General features: G+C 45.6%; 17 protein-coding genes and 1 pseudogene. 8 read left to right on the top strand and 10 right to left on the bottom strand.

Annotated elements, in window-relative coordinates; translation table 11 throughout:
* The first annotated feature begins 235 nt into the window (after positions 1–235).
* The 4 genes and pseudogenes from tnpC to MSMTP_RS02020 all read left to right on the top strand — a co-directional run bounded on the left by tnpC (position 236) and on the right by MSMTP_RS02020 (position 3,986).
* A pseudogene (gene tnpC / locus MSMTP_RS18270) lies at positions 236–1,828 on the top strand (IS66 family transposase).
* Between the two features lie 336 nt (positions 1,829–2,164).
* Positions 2,165–2,812: a winged helix-turn-helix transcriptional regulator gene (locus MSMTP_RS02025; protein ID WP_231582882.1), complete on the top strand. Its 648-nt coding sequence runs from the start codon at positions 2,165–2,167 to the stop codon at positions 2,810–2,812.
* On the top strand, positions 2,805–3,422 hold the full coding sequence (locus tag MSMTP_RS19860; RefSeq protein WP_369799622.1) for a C39 family peptidase: 618 nt from the start codon (positions 2,805–2,807) through the stop codon (positions 3,420–3,422). The genes MSMTP_RS02025 and MSMTP_RS19860 overlap by 8 nt, the downstream gene beginning before the upstream one ends.
* Positions 3,423–3,449: 27 nt before the next feature.
* A complete protein-coding gene (locus tag MSMTP_RS02020) occupies positions 3,450–3,986 on the top strand; it encodes a UPF0228 family protein (RefSeq protein ID WP_011024107.1) in 537 nt (178 codons plus the stop codon).
* A gap of 441 nt (positions 3,987–4,427) precedes the next feature.
* Here the strand turns inward: MSMTP_RS02020 and MSMTP_RS02015 are convergent, their stop codons facing one another.
* A complete protein-coding gene (locus MSMTP_RS02015; protein ID WP_048177460.1) occupies positions 4,428–5,666 on the bottom strand; it encodes a Xaa-Pro peptidase family protein in 1,239 nt (412 codons plus the stop codon).
* Between the two features lie 209 nt (positions 5,667–5,875).
* On the opposite strand from MSMTP_RS02015, the gene MSMTP_RS02010 reads away from it, so the two are divergent.
* Complete coding sequence (locus MSMTP_RS02010) at positions 5,876–6,415, top strand: DUF2284 domain-containing protein (protein ID WP_048177459.1); 540 nt, start codon at positions 5,876–5,878, stop codon at positions 6,413–6,415.
* A 75-nt stretch (positions 6,416–6,490) separates the two neighbouring features.
* On the opposite strand, the gene MSMTP_RS02005 is transcribed toward MSMTP_RS02010, so the two are convergent.
* Positions 6,491–8,158 (bottom strand): S8 family serine peptidase, encoded by a 1,668-nt coding sequence (locus tag MSMTP_RS02005; protein ID WP_052718248.1) that lies wholly within the window; start codon positions 8,156–8,158, stop codon positions 6,491–6,493.
* Positions 8,159–8,575: 417 nt separating this feature from the next.
* Here MSMTP_RS02005 and npdG point away from each other — a divergent pair, with 417 nt between their 5' ends.
* From npdG to hdrB, 3 genes are all read left to right on the top strand, one after another.
* Positions 8,576–9,283 carry an NADPH-dependent F420 reductase gene (npdG, locus tag MSMTP_RS02000; RefSeq protein WP_048177456.1) on the top strand — a complete coding sequence of 236 codons (708 nt, stop codon included), beginning with the start codon at positions 8,576–8,578 and terminating at the stop codon, positions 9,281–9,283.
* A gap of 528 nt (positions 9,284–9,811) precedes the next feature.
* Positions 9,812–10,300 carry a CoB--CoM heterodisulfide reductase subunit C gene (hdrC, locus tag MSMTP_RS01995; RefSeq protein WP_048177455.1) on the top strand — a complete coding sequence of 163 codons (489 nt, stop codon included), beginning with the start codon at positions 9,812–9,814 and terminating at the stop codon, positions 10,298–10,300.
* 14 nt (positions 10,301–10,314) lie between these two features.
* On the top strand, positions 10,315–11,217 hold the full coding sequence (hdrB, locus tag MSMTP_RS01990) for a CoB--CoM heterodisulfide reductase subunit B (RefSeq protein WP_048177454.1): 903 nt from the start codon (positions 10,315–10,317) through the stop codon (positions 11,215–11,217).
* 60 nt (positions 11,218–11,277) lie between these two features.
* Here the strand turns inward: hdrB and MSMTP_RS01985 are convergent, their stop codons facing one another.
* The 8 genes from MSMTP_RS01985 to MSMTP_RS01950 all read right to left on the bottom strand — a co-directional run bounded on the left by MSMTP_RS01985 (position 11,278) and on the right by MSMTP_RS01950 (position 17,743).
* Positions 11,278–11,706, bottom strand: coding sequence for a DUF1284 domain-containing protein (locus MSMTP_RS01985; protein ID WP_048177453.1), 429 nt, complete (start codon positions 11,704–11,706; stop codon positions 11,278–11,280).
* A gap of 345 nt (positions 11,707–12,051) precedes the next feature.
* A complete protein-coding gene (locus MSMTP_RS01980) occupies positions 12,052–12,531 on the bottom strand; it encodes a DUF1847 domain-containing protein (RefSeq protein WP_231582880.1) in 480 nt (159 codons plus the stop codon).
* Between the two features lie 324 nt (positions 12,532–12,855).
* Complete coding sequence (locus MSMTP_RS01975; protein ID WP_048177451.1) at positions 12,856–13,554, bottom strand: DUF169 domain-containing protein; 699 nt, start codon at positions 13,552–13,554, stop codon at positions 12,856–12,858.
* Positions 13,555–13,746: 192 nt separating this feature from the next.
* On the bottom strand, positions 13,747–14,739 hold the full coding sequence (locus MSMTP_RS01970) for an ATP-binding protein (RefSeq protein WP_048177450.1): 993 nt from the start codon (positions 14,737–14,739) through the stop codon (positions 13,747–13,749).
* Positions 14,736–15,590 (bottom strand): ATP-binding protein, encoded by an 855-nt coding sequence (locus MSMTP_RS01965; protein WP_048177449.1) that lies wholly within the window; start codon positions 15,588–15,590, stop codon positions 14,736–14,738. The genes MSMTP_RS01970 and MSMTP_RS01965 overlap by 4 nt, the downstream gene beginning before the upstream one ends.
* A gap of 32 nt (positions 15,591–15,622) precedes the next feature.
* Positions 15,623–16,855 (bottom strand): cation diffusion facilitator family transporter, encoded by a 1,233-nt coding sequence (locus MSMTP_RS01960; RefSeq protein ID WP_048177448.1) that lies wholly within the window; start codon positions 16,853–16,855, stop codon positions 15,623–15,625.
* Between the two features lie 46 nt (positions 16,856–16,901).
* Positions 16,902–17,267, bottom strand: a complete 366-nt coding sequence (locus MSMTP_RS01955; RefSeq protein WP_048177447.1) for a NifB/NifX family molybdenum-iron cluster-binding protein — start codon at positions 17,265–17,267, stop codon at positions 16,902–16,904.
* 110 nt (positions 17,268–17,377) lie between these two features.
* Positions 17,378–17,743, bottom strand: coding sequence for a NifB/NifX family molybdenum-iron cluster-binding protein (locus MSMTP_RS01950; RefSeq protein WP_048177445.1), 366 nt, complete (start codon positions 17,741–17,743; stop codon positions 17,378–17,380).
* Positions 17,744–17,755: the final 12 nt, after the last annotated feature.

Here is a 17,755-nt window from a genome sequence, read left to right as displayed (position 1 = left end):
CTAATATTTCTTACCCAAATGTACGATCAAGCATAGTTTTGAGACAGCCTGTTAGGGAATATTTTTCAAAAAACGTGTATAAGAGAATGAATTTTAACTAACGCAAAGATTTAATGTAACAATTCACGTTTTAGAAGATTTCCAGATTAATTTTTAAACTTTGTTCAAAGGTCCGCAACTAAAAAATAATATTTTCAAAACATTTTTTTACTTTGAAAAATATATTAGCCATTCAATGAAGAACGTTCCTCAAGATGAAACAAAAAACATGAAGGAACAAGTAAGTGATTTGGAACAAAAAATCACACAATTAAAGGAAGAACTCGAAAAAGAGCGTAACGAGAAGCAAAGCAGTTTGCAGCACGTAGAAAAGCTCAAAACAGAGAATGACAACCTCACAAAGCAAACTGAACGCTTCAAAGAGCGTGCAAAAAACCTCAGAAATGAAAATAAATATCTCAAAAAACAACTTGCTCAATTTTAGGGTTCTGCACCTGTTCTCGCATCATCTGACAAGACTTCTGAAGCAGGTGGTGTTCCATCATCTAAAACTTATTACCGGCGAAATAGACAGGAAGGGCCGAAAAAAGCCAGAGGTGGTCAGCCTGGACATGTTGGACACGGGCGAAAAACACCAATTCCCAACTCTCCTCCTATATATATCAAAACGGAAGAATGTCCATGTTGCGGCACTCCTCTGGGCAAACCTGTTAAAGGTGCCAAAGAAACCCGTACCATCACTGAAATCCCAGTTCCAAAACCTACTATCTTTGAAATTATTTATCAAAGATATTGGTGCAAAAAGTGCAAAAAGATGGTTCGTGGAGAAGTTTCATGGATACCACCAAACCAGGAGTTTGGACCTTCTATAGCTTCATGGGTTGCTTATCAGCGAATGTTAGGATTGAGTATAGAAAAGATTCAATCCAGCTTGTATGAGACATATAATATCAAGATTAGTAGAGCCACTGTGCTTAAACTGGAAAAATGGGTGGCAGATACACTTCAGGAAGACTATGAGAAACTCCATAAAGAAATAGTAAGATCAAAGGCTGTCAATGGCGACGAAACGGGATTTAGGATAAACGGTAAGAATAGCTGGTTATGGGGTTTTACTTCTTTATTAGGTACTTACTATAAAGTTTCTCCAACTCGTGGTCACATAGTACCGGAAAGAATACTTGAAGGATTTAAAGGTGTTCTGGGAAGAGATGCCTGGAAACCGTATGATGTAGTAAAATGTGCGGGACATCAGCTTGACCTTCTTCATGTGAATAGGTGGTTGGAAAGAGCTGAAATTAAACACAAGATAGAACCTCGAAGTCTTTTAACATCCAAGCCTGCAAAAAGGACAAAACCTGGAAGACCACCTAAAAAGTTCATAGAATTCGTTGATGGTGTTCGATCAATTCTGAAAAGAGCAATTGAGTTCACGCAGAAAGATCCGCCTCCATCAATGGAAAAACGTAAAAATGCTTGTAAAGAGTTCCAAAAAGAGATGAAGGCTCTACTCAATAGACAATGGACTGATGTGGATGTCATCAGAATATCAAAAGAGCTTCGAAAGAGACAGTCCATGCTATTTACGTTCATGGAATTTGAGGGAGTACCCTGGCACAATAATGACGCAGAGCGTGCGATGCGTAAAGGAGTATTGCATAGGAAAATTAGTGGTGGGAGAAGGACATGGTACGGTGCTGGAGTATTTGAAGTGCTTCTGAGTATTTATGAGACGTCAAAGATGAGGGGGAAAAGATTTATGGAAATGTTGAAGGAAAAATTTGAGATACCTCCGAATGAAAGGAGTAGAAATACCTCAGCTTCTTAAACGTGAATTGTTACGATTTAATGTTCCAATTTGCAGAAATTAAGCACCGGACCGTTAATTTTCAGTTGGACGATTTGGCCATAAAAATTATATAAGTTTCTTTTGAATCATTTCTAAAAAAGTTGAAACATATTAAAGAAACACATCAAAAAAGAGGGTTTCTGGAACAGGAAAGCCGTAATAGGAAAGCCAAAAAGGGCAGACAGAACAGGAAAGCCTGAACAGAAGACACTTCTGCCTGGATTTAAGGTAAAAACTATGTGGAAAGCAGGGTTACTTTTCATTCTACTTTTAAGTACAAGCGCCTTAGCCCATGCTGAAGAAGGAGGATATATCGTGGGTCCCTGCCCGCCCCAGGAAGAGCTTGATAAACTGGGCGATGCCGTTGACACCAGCGGGGCGGACAGGACTCTCACCTTCTGGGAATTTCCATTGTCGTTTAAGATAGCTTACATAATAGGATATCTGGCTGCCTTTGCTTCCATACTCAAACTGGTCCCCTTAATCCTGGGCAAGGTTAGAATCCCGCAGGTAAATGAAAACAGGCAGAAAATATACCGTTACATCCAGCAGGTTCCGGGATGCACGATATCCGAAATATCAAGAGACCTGGAAATTAACCGGGGGGCTGTGAGGTTCCACCTTGAAATGCTTAAAGCCGGAAATAAGATAAACTTAATGAGGACCGGAAAATTCACAAGGGTCTTTCAAAACTCCGATTTTTTCGCAAGCAGCGAAAAGATAATAATAGCACATCTCAAAAGCAGCACACGAAAGCAGATACTTCTTAAGATCCTGGAAAAGCCCGAAATCACAAACAAGGAACTCTCAAAGGACCTGTATCTGGACAAAAGCACCACATACTGGCATATAAAAAGTTTAAGGGACGACAAAATCATTCATTCCGAAACAGAAGGCAAATCCAGAAAATATTTTGTGAATCCGGCTCTCGAAGCCGACCTGTTAAAATGGCTCAATATATGAGCAGAGATTAAAGAATGGGATAGAAAATAATATAAAACACTGGCAAGAAAGTGATGAACTTGCTAAATCTATAGAACAAGCAGCATCTACTAAGGGAGTTAATATTAATGCGACGGCCACTGAAGAAAATATTAAAAAACTCAGTGGCGATATAACAAAAGCGACAACAGATGTTGAAGTAGATCTTGGTGCTACTGTATATGCGCAAATAACGAGTTACTACTGTGGTCCAGCAACTGCCAAAATGCTTACTAAATATTACAATGATGAAAGTCCTCACCAAACTACTATATATGAAATGATGAATGGGGTAGCTCCTAATGGGGTTACTAATTCCCAGCAGTTACTTTATTACAGGTCAAGTAGTGGATTAAATAAACCTAATTCATATTCGGTAACTTCTGTGATTTTTGATACAGCCATTAATGAGATTGACAATGGAAGGCCTTTCAAGAGTGGAGTTCCAGGTCATGCTCGAATGTGTCGTGGATACAAAATAAGTGGTTCGGATGAATATTTGCGTATAGGTGATCCTAATCCCATATATTTCTGTATACCTTATTGGGAAGCATTCGGTTCTGAAATTAAACGTATATATGTGAGGAGTTAAAACTCCTCATTTTTTTCGGTGATTGATGTGAATAAAATTAGCAAAGTAGTAGTTGTTTTCATTGCTCTTCTAACCTTCTTAGCACTGATGATGCAATCTCAAGAAGTTAAAACACCTGGTTTACTTATTCAATTTGAAAATGAAACTAGTGAGGCGGAAGTTAAAGCCATTCTTGAAAATTACGACATACCCGTGAATTATACCATAGACTATAATTCTAATATTGGGCGAGGAATGTACTACATAGAAGTTGATGAAGATAAAATATATGAATTAAGGAAAGATGAAAACTGGACTTCTGTAGTTGAAATCAAAAAAGGAAATTATAACATAATTATGTTATCTGAAGAATTTGTTCCAGATGAAAATGTTCTCGCAATGCTGGAAAAAAATAACCTTCAGTTGAAAAAGGCTGTTGTGTGTTATATCCAGTTTGGAGATGGATCAGCGCCCTGGGTTGTTGGAGAGAATTGTATTCTGGAGAGGGATGCAATCAGGATAAAAAATGAACTCGAAACAAATGAGAAAGTTTTGATTGTAGGTCTGGATGATATTGTAGGATAAAAACCCTGTACTGAATTATCACTGCAGACATAATGAGACAGTGTAACGAGAGTTCTATAAGTGCCGGTTTAATCCCCTTTTATTCCTCTGTTAAAAGATAAGAATGAGATAATTTCTTGGGTGAATAAGCTGTCTGAGATTGCTAATGCTACCAAGGAAAAAAATCACTCCATATATGGAACAAAATGAAAGTAATTTCCTTCTGACAAAAAAGACTATACTTTGTATAGTAAAATAATTATAGAAATATAAATATAGGAGTTACGCACTTGAGATGTAAAACAAGCATATGAGAGCTTTCCGAGAAGATAACGCTTTAGACAGTTTGGCGTTTTATGTTTTGGTTTTTTGTTCAACTGCGTAAATCCTATTTTTAAAAGCTATACTTTCCCATTTTTTGCTCTTAAAGCACTAAACGTAAATTTTATTCTCATTTACTAATCAATATACAGGAATCAATCCCGGATTGTCCCCGGTAATACACTCCCCGCCTTCTTTTGTCACCACAAAGGTATTTTCAATTCCCACCATCCCGACGTTTTCAATTCCCCTTTTGGGTTCCAGGGCAAATACCATTCCTTCCTCAAGGGGCTCATCAAACCCGCCGGCAATTACGGGAGTTTCATCGATCAGCAAGCCGACCCCGTGCCCCAGGAATTTTACTTTCTGCTTCCCAAATCCCATGAAATTTTGCAGGAACTCCTCATCAAGCCCGTTCATTATGGTACTGTAGATTTCCGAGGGGATAGCGCCGGGTTTTAACATCGATGCAGCTTCGTTCTGGATAGCCACGCATTTATTGTGGAGATCTATGGCATACTGCGGAAGGGAAAAGCCGAACATGTATGTCGTGGTTTTATCCGTATGGTAACCTTCAACCCCGCAGCCGACATCAACAAAGACCAGGTCGCCTTTCCTTAATTTCCGGTCCCGGCTCCCGAGCAGGGGGACTGCAGGGCTCATTCCGCGCTTTCCGCCGGGGCCGTTGAAGTAACACGGGTAAATGGAGCTTTCCCCGAAACAGACATTTCCCAGGATCATTTCCGTATCGAACATGCCAAAACGGCAGGCTCCGTGGTGCCCTTCCTTTACCAGCACCGAGAACAGTTCGGTTGAAAGGTCCGCTTCACTCATCCCTTCCCGCAGCATGTCGGGCACGAGGTCTTCGAGCACATGCCGGTGAATCCTGCCGGATTCTCGCAGAAGGGAGAGTTCATATTCACTTTTTACGGCTCTAACCGCGGCAATCTGAGGGTCAACGGGTTTAACGGCTTTGAAGGGGAAGTGTTTCTGGAAACGCTGATAAAGGGCCAACGGGACTACTTCAGTTTCAAGATAGACAGCATCCGGAAGCTTGCTTCCATTGCCTGCATTACCTGCATTATCCGCCGTACCTGCCTTGCCTATACTCCCTGCAGCATCCCGGAAGCTGTTCATTGGTGCTATACTGGGAAATAACGATTCTTCCAGAGCCCTTTCATAGCTGCGCCGGACCCAAAATGTTGCATCTCCGTTCTTCGGGATAATTAGCATTCCGTCCTGCATCGTGCCGGTAAAGTAGTAAAGGTTAATTTTGCTGAAGATCACGGCGATTTCCCAGTCGGGATTCGATTGATACATCCGTTTTCTGAAGCGACCCATACGGTTTTCAAGTTCAGATGAAGGTACTTTCTTCGTCATAGAGATCCCTACTAAGGTTATTTGCTGCAAATTATAGAAGTGTATCCCACGCAACGAAAAGTGCAGCTAGGATAGTGAAAAAACGTAACCCTCCAGTAAAAGGAACAGCAAATTTAGAGCATAATTATCAAAGTTACTAAAGTTATATGGGTGCAGTTACCAAATTATATCAAGCACAAATTCTAAAATTAAAAAGAAGGGGGATTGAATTGTCCGAAAACCTAAACAACCTGATTGAAAAAGCCTCAGGCCTGGGGCTTAAAGCCTACCCGCTGGAATCGGGAGACATTGCGGTGGAAAACCGGATCGCATTGAAGTGCGCCTACGGCTGCCGGAGCTACGGAAAGAGGCTTAGCTGCCCGCCCCACATCATTTCCATAGACGAATTCAGGCAGGTCCTTCAGGAATACAGCAACGCTCTGCTCCTTGTGGACGAACACGACACGTCAGAAGTTCAGGATATCCTCGAAGCCTGGGGAGAGTTAAGGAAAGAATCTTTCCGGAAGATGTTCGAGCTAGAACAGGAAGCTTTCAGGAAAGGCTTCATCTACGCCCACCTGCTCAGGCCCGGCTCCTGCAACGAATGCGACAAATGCAACCTTGAAAGGTGCGTAAAGCCTGAAAGAAGGCGTTTTGCTCCGGAAGGCGTGGGGGTAAACCTGCAGAAGGTAATGGAAAGGGCAGGAGTTGACCTTAAATTCTGCAAGCCGGAAAAAACGATGTGTGTGGGGATTTTGCTGGTTGAGTGAAAAGGTTCTCCCCAACTCTAACTGCCCCTTCAACCTTAACTACCCTTTTAACCTTAACTACACCCTGTTTAACCTTCACTGCCCTTCCGTAAAGGCGCTGGAATCAACAATCCCATAGCCGAAGATGCTGTCATATCCAGGGGCACCCAGGTCTCCTGCTGTGGAACATAAGATTTCCCGGATTTCACTGGCATTTTTCTCCGACTGCCCACTCCAGACAAGGGCAGCTACCCCCGCCACATAGGGAGCCGAAGCGCTGGTGCCTGCAAAAAGATTGCGGCTTTCATCCGTTCCTCTGATTTCCACGGACCCGGGGCCGCAGAGGTCCGGCTTATTCCTTGCTTCGTACTGAGGGGAATAGATGCTTACCGGCCCGCGGGAAGAGTAAGGAGCAATGCCCGAATTTTCATTTCCCGAATTCCCATTTTCAGAACCAAACGCTCCGACGCAGAGCACTTCCGGGACAGCCGGGTGCCCGAATACCGAATCCTCTTCAACCAGGTTGTCAGGGTAGATATCCCTGCAGGATTCCGGATAGATGAAAACTTCCAGCACCTGTGGCTCTCCTGAATACTTTTCAATACAGATCATCCCTTTAATGACCGTTTTTTCCGGGTTCGTGTATCGGAAAAACTCCAGGGGGATGCCGTTTCCGTCCTGGGAATTTTTGCTCGAGGCAAGTCCCTCTCCACCGGAACAGTCCTTGAGGTAGAGGTCATAATCGTTTCCCGCAGCATCCCAGGGGTCGTTCCACTGGAGGACCACGGTCACTTCCCCGGCAGGAGGGATATCCACATAGAGGTTTTTGGAGCTGCTTTTCCCGGAACTGAAATCATGCCAGCCTGAACCGTCATCGAAAAACATACCCTGATAGTGGCGGCTCGCATCATTGCCTGCAGCACTTACATAAAGGAGGTCCTGGCTTTCAAGGGCTTCCCGGACATGGGAAGCGACGACCCCGTCTTCGAAGAAAGGCTCGTCAGGCCAGCCGATGTCATCGCAGATGATCTGGCAGCCCTCGGCAAGGAGAGCATCGACCGCTTTGTTAAATTCAAGTTTATTGCTGCCTGCCTCGTGGAAATACAACTTGGCATCCGGGGCTATACCGTGTACGATTTCGAGCATAGCTGTGCCTTCGTTTCCCTTTCCTGCGGCAAGGACATGCACATCCCCGGGAAGAGCCCCGGAAGCCTGAGCTCCGGCAAGAGAATCCACTCCATCGGAGATAATCCCGACCCTGAACCCCTTTCCCGAGACTCCTGGGAGCTTCCTAAAGGACTCCAGACCTGGTACATAGGAATTCTCATCCTGATAATTTCCACCAGGAGGAAGGACTTTTCTGACCAGCGGAGAGGAGACAGTCCGGACTCCCCGGACTTCCTCCAGGCAAACAAGCGTTTCAAGGGAGGCGGGAGTCACACGGGCCACAGCAACATGGTTGCTTTCGTCCCTCTCTATGACCCGGACAAAAGGGTCAAGCACATGGGTACCGAAAGCCGGAAAGAGGTATATGTACACCAGACCTTCCTGCTTAGTTATCTCTCCTTTCTCTCCCGGCCCGGTCAGCTCAATTATCTGCCCGGATCCGGCTTTTAAATTTACCCCATCCGGAACTAAAGAAAATCCTGAGGGCCAGGCCTGTCCTGAAGTCCATCCCTGGAGCTTATCGATCCCACTCTCCTCCGAAGTTTTGAAACAGGGAGAGAAAAATATGCCTGTGACAGCTACTGCTGCTATAAACACATATAACACTTTTCGGGTGTAACTCCCCAGTTACCCCCACCCCCGGTATTCGCTTACGTATTAACGCGAAGATAAACAGGAAATAACCCCGAAAAGACAGCCGTGAAGAGACACAATTCTGAACAAAGTTATCCCCTGTAGATAACACTCCCACATTAACAAATTATTTAGAAGAATGGGCACATACATTATAAATATATCTACGAAGATTGGGAGAAATTTGAAAATGCTCAGGCAAAAAACCGAATTAATTAAAAACTTTAGCCCCATAGTACCCGGGAGATCTGCCAGGTAACCTACAAGAATAACAGCGACATAACTTTGATATTATATTTTGATGTAAAAAAATGAGAGAAGGTATATTAAGCACCCCGGATATGTTATGGGGTGACATAACAAACTGGAGGTTTATGTTAATTGAATTCTGAAAAGCTGAAAATAGCTGTCCTGGGAGGAACCGGCAATATAGGAGAAGGCCTGGTGCTAAGGCTTGCCCTTCAAAACCTGATGGACGAAGGAGTTAAAAATGAAATAATCATCGGGTCCAGGTCGTCGGAAGCTGCAGAGGAAGCTGCAAAAGAAGCATTAGGAGAGCTTGAGAACTGCGGTTTTGACACCACCGAAATCAGGATCACCGGGAACAGCAACCTTGAAGCCGCAAAGGCAGCCGATCTCATCGTCCTCACAATCCGTTTCGATAATGTTCCATCCCTGCTCGAGGAAATCCGCAAGGCCATTGAAGGCAAAATCCTTATCAGCCCCGTTGTCCCCATGGCAAAAGCAGGCCCCATCTTCGAATACAGGCCCCCGGCCGAAGGCTCGGCAGCCCAGGCAATAAAGGAAATGACCCCGGAGTCAACAAAAGTGGTCGCAGCTTTCCATAATATTGCAGCCAGGAAATTGAAAGATATCGTCAAATGCAAGGCAGTCAACGATTCCGTAATCTGCAGTGACGATGAAGAAGCGAAGAAACTTGTCATTGAACTGACCCGCCATATGGGCTGCCTGAAACCCCTGGACGGCGGACCCCTGAAGAACGCAAACACAATCGAATCCCTCACCCCACTTCTGATAAATCTCGCAAAACTCAACGGGATGAAAGACCTGGGTGTAAACTTCTCCTGAGAAACGCTACTGCTGACCCGGATAAATCCGGAAGCTCAAAGCCCTGATCCAGCTCAGGGTTTCAAGCCCCGGAAAAGAGGGGGCAAACATTTATTTTATATAAAAAAAGGCATATAATAGATTAATGTAGATATTTTGAGGGATAGTATACAGGCATGGGAGAGGAATCCGAAATGGATCCGAAGGGCATTTTTCCGTAACCAAGCCCAATTATCAGCCATACAGATATTAGCTATTCAACTGCCCCCTCAAATAAAAAAAGCTTATCAAAGTAAAAGTACAGATCCGGATGAATGGCCCGAAAAGAGGGAATTCAACCCTGTGAACAGATTTAGTCTACATTAAATATTATGAGAGTTATACGATACATAAAAGGAAAATTATTAATCCTGAGACATTTGAAGCGTTGTCGCATTACGGCAGCATTTCTTTCAAGAGCGTGTATATTCGATCAAGGTCGCGTATATTCGACATCATCTTTACTTTTTCTAAAACAGACCAATCCGAAAAATCAGCCGGTGAACCTGTATGAGTGATGACGAAGAAGTATTAGAAGTATTAAAGGCTGCAGGGCTTGACATTCTTTCCTGTATGCACTGCGGCACATGCACCGGAAGCTGCCCTTCGGGAAGACATACCGGGCTAAATACCAGAAGAATCCTGAGGGACGCGCGAAAGAACAGGCCTGTCCTTGAAGATAAGGACCTGTGGCTCTGTACCACCTGCTACACCTGCCAGGAGCGCTGCCCAAGAGGGATCAAAATAACAGATGCCCTGCTTGAAATCCGCAGGCTTGCGGTCCGTAAAGGGCTCATGCTGCCCGAGCACCGACGGGTTTCGGAAATGGTGCTGGAATACGGACATGCCGTCCCTCTCGACGAGGAAACGAAGAAAAAGAGGGAGGAACTGGGGCTGGACCCACTCCCTAACACAGCCCAGCACTCCCCGGAAGCCCTGGAACAGGTCAGGACCCTCCTCAGAACCTGCAGATTCGATGAACTGACGGCTGAAAAATAAAAAGAGGACTTATCATGGCAAAATTATCACTCTTTCTCGGTTGCATAGTCCCGAACCGTTACCCGGGCATTGAAAACGCTACGAAGATCTGCCTTGAGGAACTTGACCTTGACGCGGTAGACCTGCCAGGAGCCTCGTGCTGTCCTGCCCCCGGGGTTTTCAAGTCTTTTGATAAGGGGACCTGGCTGTCCCTTGCCGCCAGGAACGTCGTCATCTCCGAAAAAATGGAAAGGGACGTGCTGACCATCTGCAACGGCTGCTATGCCTCTCTTGCGGATGCCAACATTGAGCTAAAAAACGACCCCGAAATGAAAGCCCAGACGAACATGTGCCTGAAAGGAATCGGCATGGAGTACCAGGGCACGGTAGAAGTCAGGCACATCATAGAACTGCTCTATGAGGAGATCGGGCCTGAAAAGCTCAAAAGTTACGTTACGACTCCCCTCGACCTGAAAGTAGCCCTCCACTACGGCTGCCACCTGATAAAGCCTACAAAGGAAAGAAAACTCGGAAACTCGGAAAATCCTACTTTCTTTGACGAACTGGTCGAAGCCACAGGGGCAGAAAGTGTGGATTACACTGACAAAATGATGTGCTGCGGAGCAGGCGGCGGGGTGCGCTCGGGACACATAGAAGAATCCCTGGAAATGCTCGAGCACAAACTGGCATGCATCCAGCGGGCCGGAGTGGACTGTATCGTCAACGCATGCCCCTTCTGCCACCTCCAGTTTGACAAGGGGCAGCTCGCAGTGAACGAAAAATTCGGAACGGACTATTCCATCCCGGTCCTGCATTATTCCCAGCTCCTGGGCCTGGCCCTGGGGATCTCCCCTGATAAGCTCGGGATTGAGCAAAACGCAGTCCAGAACCTGGAATTCCTGGCAAAAGTATATGAAATCAATGCAGGGATAAGGTAAAAACAAAGAAACGGAATTCCGGATTCAAAAGGCCTTAATGTGAATTCCGGAGTTAAAAGCTCAGTTTCCCTCATTTTTTTGCAGGTACCAGAGGCACTTTTGCCTCCACCTGCAACTTCCGCAGACCTCCTCGATATCGGAGGGGTTTTTAAGTTTTTTATTGACAAGTCTGAAAAGCTCTTTTGCTTCCCCAACAGTTTGTTCTTCCATACCAAGCTTTTCCAGCACAAGCTGGTCCATCTTCCGGATCTTGAGCGCGAGGAAAGAATCGGAAAGTGAACATTCTTTTTTATGGGGACAGGAAACACAGATTGCATCACATTCGGAAACAAGTTCCAGATGCCCGGAAGGGGAGGCTTTTATCGATTCCAGAACTAAGCGCATGTTTGCAACAAACTCAGAGCTATACCCGTAACCCTGGAAGCCCTGCATGCAAAAAAGATGATGAGCCCGGATTCTTATACATTCTGATTCGGATTCTTTGAACATGTGTTTCTCCGGTACAAAAAATCTGTATCCTTTTCAAATTGAGTGGAAAGCTCTTCACTTTCAACTCTATATTCTAACCTTGAAAATTCCTATTCAGGGCTTGTATTAATTTGTAATTATATAAATAAATATTTCAGAACTCCCGAAAATCAATCAATCAATCAATCAATCAATCAATCAATCAATCAATCAATCAATCAATCAATCAATCAATCAATCAATCAATCAATCAATCAATCAATCAATCAATCAATCAATCAATCAATCAATCAATCAATCAATCAATCAATCAATCAATCAATCAATCAATCAATCAATCAATCAATCAATCAATCAATCAATCAATCAATCAATCATATCGATATCGGAACTACCCAGCTGAGAGATTTCCTGCACGGGAAGAAAGACAGAGGGGGCATCAGAATGCGCTGCAAAGAGAATATCGTACCCCGTTTTCAGCCCGAGCATGATGTTAAGGTCGGTTTCGTCGTCGTTCAGGAGCAGGGCTTGCCCTATTGGATTGCAGGCAACCTCGAACCCGGCCCCTTCGCATTTCCTTAGCCCGAAATCAGCTTTACCAAACCCGCAGACTTTGCAACAGACCGAAAACACCTCAAAGTACCTGGAAAGAATTTCGTAAACCAGCCTGGATTCTCTTTCGTAATCGATACAAAAGGCAACCCCTATCTTCTCGTAACCCAGCTTCTTTGCATAAATTACAATTTCTTCAACCTTTGTCCTTTTTGTAGGGTCAGCCTCGAGCCAGGCGGAAACCTGAAGCGATTTTAAGTCCTTGCCGCCATACTCAAGCCCCGACTTGATCACAGAACAGTTCTTGCCCTTCAAGCATTCTTTATTTTTACATAACGCACACTGCATTTTTACTCCCAGTGATTTTTTTAACAAGGATAAAGTGTTATAAATTCATAAATAAACTTTGAAGGTATAAATATTTCCATGAAAGTCAGACAGACAGGAGAGAAAAATACAGGTGAGAAAGAAAAAACAAGATTAAAAGGCTGATAATATAGAAAAAAACAGAAAATATAAAGAAACGGAAAAAGCAGAAAACACAAGGGAACGGAAAAAATGAAAAATTATTGAAAAATTTGTAAGAGATGTAATAAAAGAGTAAAAAGGCAGAAGAAATTATTTCTGCCGGGCTTTCTGCATGGGCCCATCGTAGATCTTTTCGAGGGCACTGACGATTTCTTCAATCTTACCGAAGGGGATTCCAACAAGCATTTCATCGACCTCGATATCCGTGGACCTGCGGCAACCGTAGCATCCAAGGGAGAGGTTGATTTCTCCGGAAAGTGTGGGGAGAATGGTTGTGTCGGCACAGGTAGCCTGGAAAGCTGCAGTGCTGAAACCGATCCGTCCGCCTTTATAGAAAGTGCTCGCAGGGACAATCCAGTAGACAGTCTCAGGCCTGTCCACAAGGATCACGACGTCAGGCTCTACTTTTGCGTCCTTGAGGGGGGAAACCACGGTTGCAATCCTGCTCCCGGGTTCGAAAGTCGGACGCTGGGCAATCATTTCGGCTGCAGCTTCGGCGCTGTCAAACATACCGAGGTTTTTGTGGAACTCGCCTGCCGCCACTTTGTCCGGGGTCTCTAGAATTCCAAGGCTCGAACCTCCGACCACACAGGCATGCTTGTCGGCTGTGACCACAAGGGACTCACCTTTCCTGGCTCTCATGATAGACTGGCAGTGACGGATGTTTTTCTCGGGAATATTATATCCCTCAGGAATCGCTTCGCCTTTCTTAATAACCTTCACTGCTACAGGTTCGTATCTCAGATCCAGTATCTTGACAAGTTTCTCTGAAATTTCAGCGTAATCCATTTAAATTCCTCACCAACTATTTATTAAATATTAATAACAGGCTGTTACATTATCTAACTTTCGAATAATATCTTTTTAAACTTATCTTTTCCTGAAACCCTGCCGTCCTGTTTTCAAGCCAGCCGGGAATACCACCGTTTTTGAGGATAAATAAAATTTTGAGATATTAAAATTGAAATTGTTAAAATTTTTTCATTTAAAGGACACCATCCCAGGTCCTTTAAAGGACACTTCGGAAAGCCGTTCCTCAAGCCGTTCCCAGATTTTACGAACCTTTGAAGTGAAATCCCTTCCTTTTACAGATTCTTCATGGTCAGGACTGTTTTCAAGGCAAGGACTGTTTTCGGGGCAAGAGACTTTTTCATTACTAAGGGAACCTTCCCTGGCTGCATACTCGATTACGGTTTCTTCCCGCATCATTGCCCGGGTTGTGATGTCGTCATAGGGCAGCCTTCCGAGTACCGGCACTCCGGCTTCGGCACAGAATTCCTCAATCTTCAGGCTGTTTTCCTCGTTGATGTCGCACTTGTTAATGCATACAGCTGCAGGAATTCGGAAATGTTTTGCAAGTTCGATAACCCGTTTCAGGTCATGTATCCCTGAAACCGTGGGTTCGCTAACCGCAAGGACAAGGTCCGTGCCGGTAATTGCTGCAATCACAGGACAGCCGATCCCGGGAGGGCCGTCAATAATGATAAGGTCCTTAGTATATTGTTCCGCAAGCTTTGTTGCCCGTTCCCGGGCCGCACTCACAAGTTTTCCGCTAGCTTCCTCCCCTATACCGAGTTTTGCATGGGCAAGAGGGCCAAAGCGTGTTTTGGAGGAAAAAACCTGCCCTGAGATTCTCGGCTTCATGGAAACCGCATTTTCAGGACAGGCAACGGTACAGACTGCACATCCTTCGCAGCTATACTGGTTTATCGTGATATTCTCGCTTATCGCACCGAAACGGCAGACTTCCCTGCACTTTCCGCAACCGGTACAGAGTTCCGGGTCGATAGAAGCGACTTCGAGACCTAAATAGTCATCTTCATCCTGAATTTCGGGCTTAAGGATCAGGTGCATGTCTGCAGCATCCACATCACAGTCCGCAATAACGGCATTTTTTGCAAGGGAAGCAAACGCTGCCGTAAGGGTGGTCTTTCCACTACCGCCCTTTCCACTGATAATAGCAAGCTGCTTCATGCATTCATCACCCCGGATTCGGAACCGGATTTAATTGCTTTGAACATAGCTGCAAATTTTTCTTTCCATCCGGGCATTTCTTCAACAAAGGGGATCCCTTCGGAATAAAGCCGGGCTATCCTCATATCATTCGGAATCTTCAGGAGAACAGGGATTTTTTCGCCCCTGCAGAAATCCTCTACCCTTGAATCCCCAAGCCCGTCCCGGTTGATGACCACTCCGAAGGGGATTTTCATCAGCTTTACGACCTCAACGGCAAGCTTGAAATCGTGGAAACCAAAGGGGGTGGATTCGGTTACAAGCACGCAGTAATCCGCATCCCCGACTGCCGCAATGACAGGGCAGGCGACCCCGGGGGGAGAATCAATAATTGCAGGCCTGTTTGCATCGATATGTCCTTGAAGGGTCCGGATGACAAGGGTTGCCATCGCTTCACCTATGTTCAAAAGCCCACGGTAAAACTCAAGGGGAGCAGTTGCCTTTCCTTTTTCGACCACACCAAGAACCCTCGGTTCTTCCCGGACCGCCCCCTCGGGGCAGACAAGCCCGCACCCTCCGCAGCCGTGGCAGAGGAATGGGAAAACCATAATCCCTGTTGAGAGGGCAGCCAGGGCGTTGTACCTGCAAAAATCCGCACATTTGCCGCAAAGGGTGCATTTTTCAGAATCAATGACAGGAACCGGGCAGGAGACGTCTTCCACCTTTTCAAGTTCCTGGCCCAGAAAGAGGTTGCAGTTTGGCTCTTCAACATCACAGTCAAAAAGCTGCATGCCCTCAACAGAGAGGGCAAGGTTTACAGCAACCGTTGTTTTTCCGGTACCTCCTTTTCCACTTGCTATTGCAATTTTCATATTTTTCTTCCTTATTCAGGCACCTTTTATTCTTATTCTGGCTCCTCGATTTCTTCAAGACCCTCAATTCTTTCAAGGATTTCAAGAGCAGTTTCGACACCATCGGGGGTCCGGTAAATCCGAACAAGATTATCCCTGAGCATGTGAAAAGGGCCTTCTCCCACACTGCTCAACACCAGAGCGTTTGCCTTTTCCTGCAGGAGAAATTCCACGGTCTTGACGCCCCTTTTTTTCTCGATGTCCGAGGCGGGGTTTTCAAGCACTTTCCAGTTTCGAAGCTCCCGGGCTTCCAGGTCGGCAAAGAGGAAATAGGGCGCTTTCCCGAGGTGCTCCGAAAGCCTTGCAGAGAGCCCCTCATTTCCAAAAACCGGAAGTGCAAACCGGATCCGCGTCCGTTCCACAGCTCTGGCATTGACTGCAAGGTGCTCGAGGTTTTCCACCTCCTTTCGGACTGCCCTTTCGACAGATTCCGAGAGAAGATTGATCTGTTTCAGGTCAGGATCACCTTCGATTTCGACAGTTGCTTCTCCGAAGACCACGAGCCCTGATTTCCGGAGTTTCAGGTCCTTGAGGGCAAGCAGCCCTGGAATGTTTTCGATGTTTTGCCTTATCTTCTCATTTGCTTCCCTGTCCAGCCAGGCATCCATGAGGATGAGCATTGCGTCCTTTGCACTTTCAAGCCCTAGCTTGAAGATGAAGAAAGAGATCACGATCGCTCCTAAACTATCCAGCTGCGGCACCCCGAACATTGAACCAAGAACCGCCGCAACCACCACGAGGGAAGCAAAGACATCCGTGTACGAATGCCTGGCATCCGCAATCAGGGCCTGGGAATTGATCAAATTCCCGATTTTTTCCTTGTAGACTGAAAGAGCATAAACCCCAAGGACCGAAAACACGGACGTTGCAAGGGCTAACCCTTCAAATTGGATCTCCGAGGGGGCTTTTACACCTGCAAGCCCTTCCCGAAGCAGTTCGACCCCGGAGAGGAGAATAAGGAGGGAAACAAAGAGTGCAACTATGTTTTCGGCCTTGTAGTAGCCGTAAGGAAAACTCTCTCCCCCGCTTTTCATGCTCACTTTCAGGCCTATCCAGACTGCCAGGGAAGTAAAGACATCCATAGCCGTGTGGACTGCGTCTGCCAGCAGAGCCGTGCTTCCAGAATAAAGCCCGACAGAACCTTTAACCAGGGCCAGCAGGACCAGGGAGAAGATGGCGTTTCTGGAGGCCGTGATCCCGAGTCTCAGCTTCTCCTGTACAGTCATTTGGAAAGTCCTTTTAGAATATCAAAGCAAGTTTTTCAGAACCCTTTTAATGGTTGTGTCCGTGATCGGCGCAGGAATTGCTAGCATTTGCGTCCTGCAGCTTGCCTGCCTCCCAGGCTTCGAAAGTGTCTCTGGCCGTACCGCCAGCCCCTACGAAGACTTTAATCCCGTAGGATTCAAACATCTGAACTGCTTTGAACCCTAGCCCTGCACAGAGCATGATATCTACGCCTTGCTGGTGGAGGTACTCAGGGGGCAGCCCCACACCGCCCAGGTGTTCACTGGTGTTGGGGATCACCACAACTTCCCTCGTATCGGTGTCAAGGATAGTATATGTGGGAGCTTTTCCAAAGTGCTGTTCAACAATTCCTTCCATACCGTTTTCATCCCTGGTGGGAACGCATACCTTCATAGGAGTCACCTTAAATTGTTTTATATATAATTGAGAGTTGTTTGAGAGCTATTTGAGAGTTATCGTGTAATTTACACGTTTTTTTTGTTTTCCGGCTTATTTCCTTTGCTTTATTTCATTCCCGCATGGGCAGAGGCATTCGGAGAGTCTATTGCTTCAAGTTTCCCTTCTCGATATGCATTCAAGGCATCTTCAACTGTGCCTTTTATGCCGACCCTGACATCGATTCCAACCTCGGAAAGGATGGAAAATGCATTCGGGCCTACCGAGCCTGTCAGGAGGGCTTCGGCTCCCAGGTTTGCCACGGCTTCCGCAGCTCGTATGCCAGCTCCACCTGATGCACCTACCGCTGTATTTTCAAAAGAGTTCACAGAACCTGATTCGGAATCAACGATTACGAAATACGCGCATCTTCCAAAACGTGGGTCAATCCCTGAATCCATGCCTTTATCTTTAGCTGTTACGCAAATTTTCATATTAATTTCTCC

Origin of the sequence: Methanosarcina sp. MTP4 (genome assembly GCF_000970045.1) — an archaeon.
In the GTDB taxonomy this organism is placed as follows: domain Archaea; phylum Halobacteriota; class Methanosarcinia; order Methanosarcinales; family Methanosarcinaceae; genus MTP4.
The sequence above is the reverse complement of the archived record's forward strand: the minus strand, read 5'-3'. Positions and strand labels throughout refer to the sequence as shown.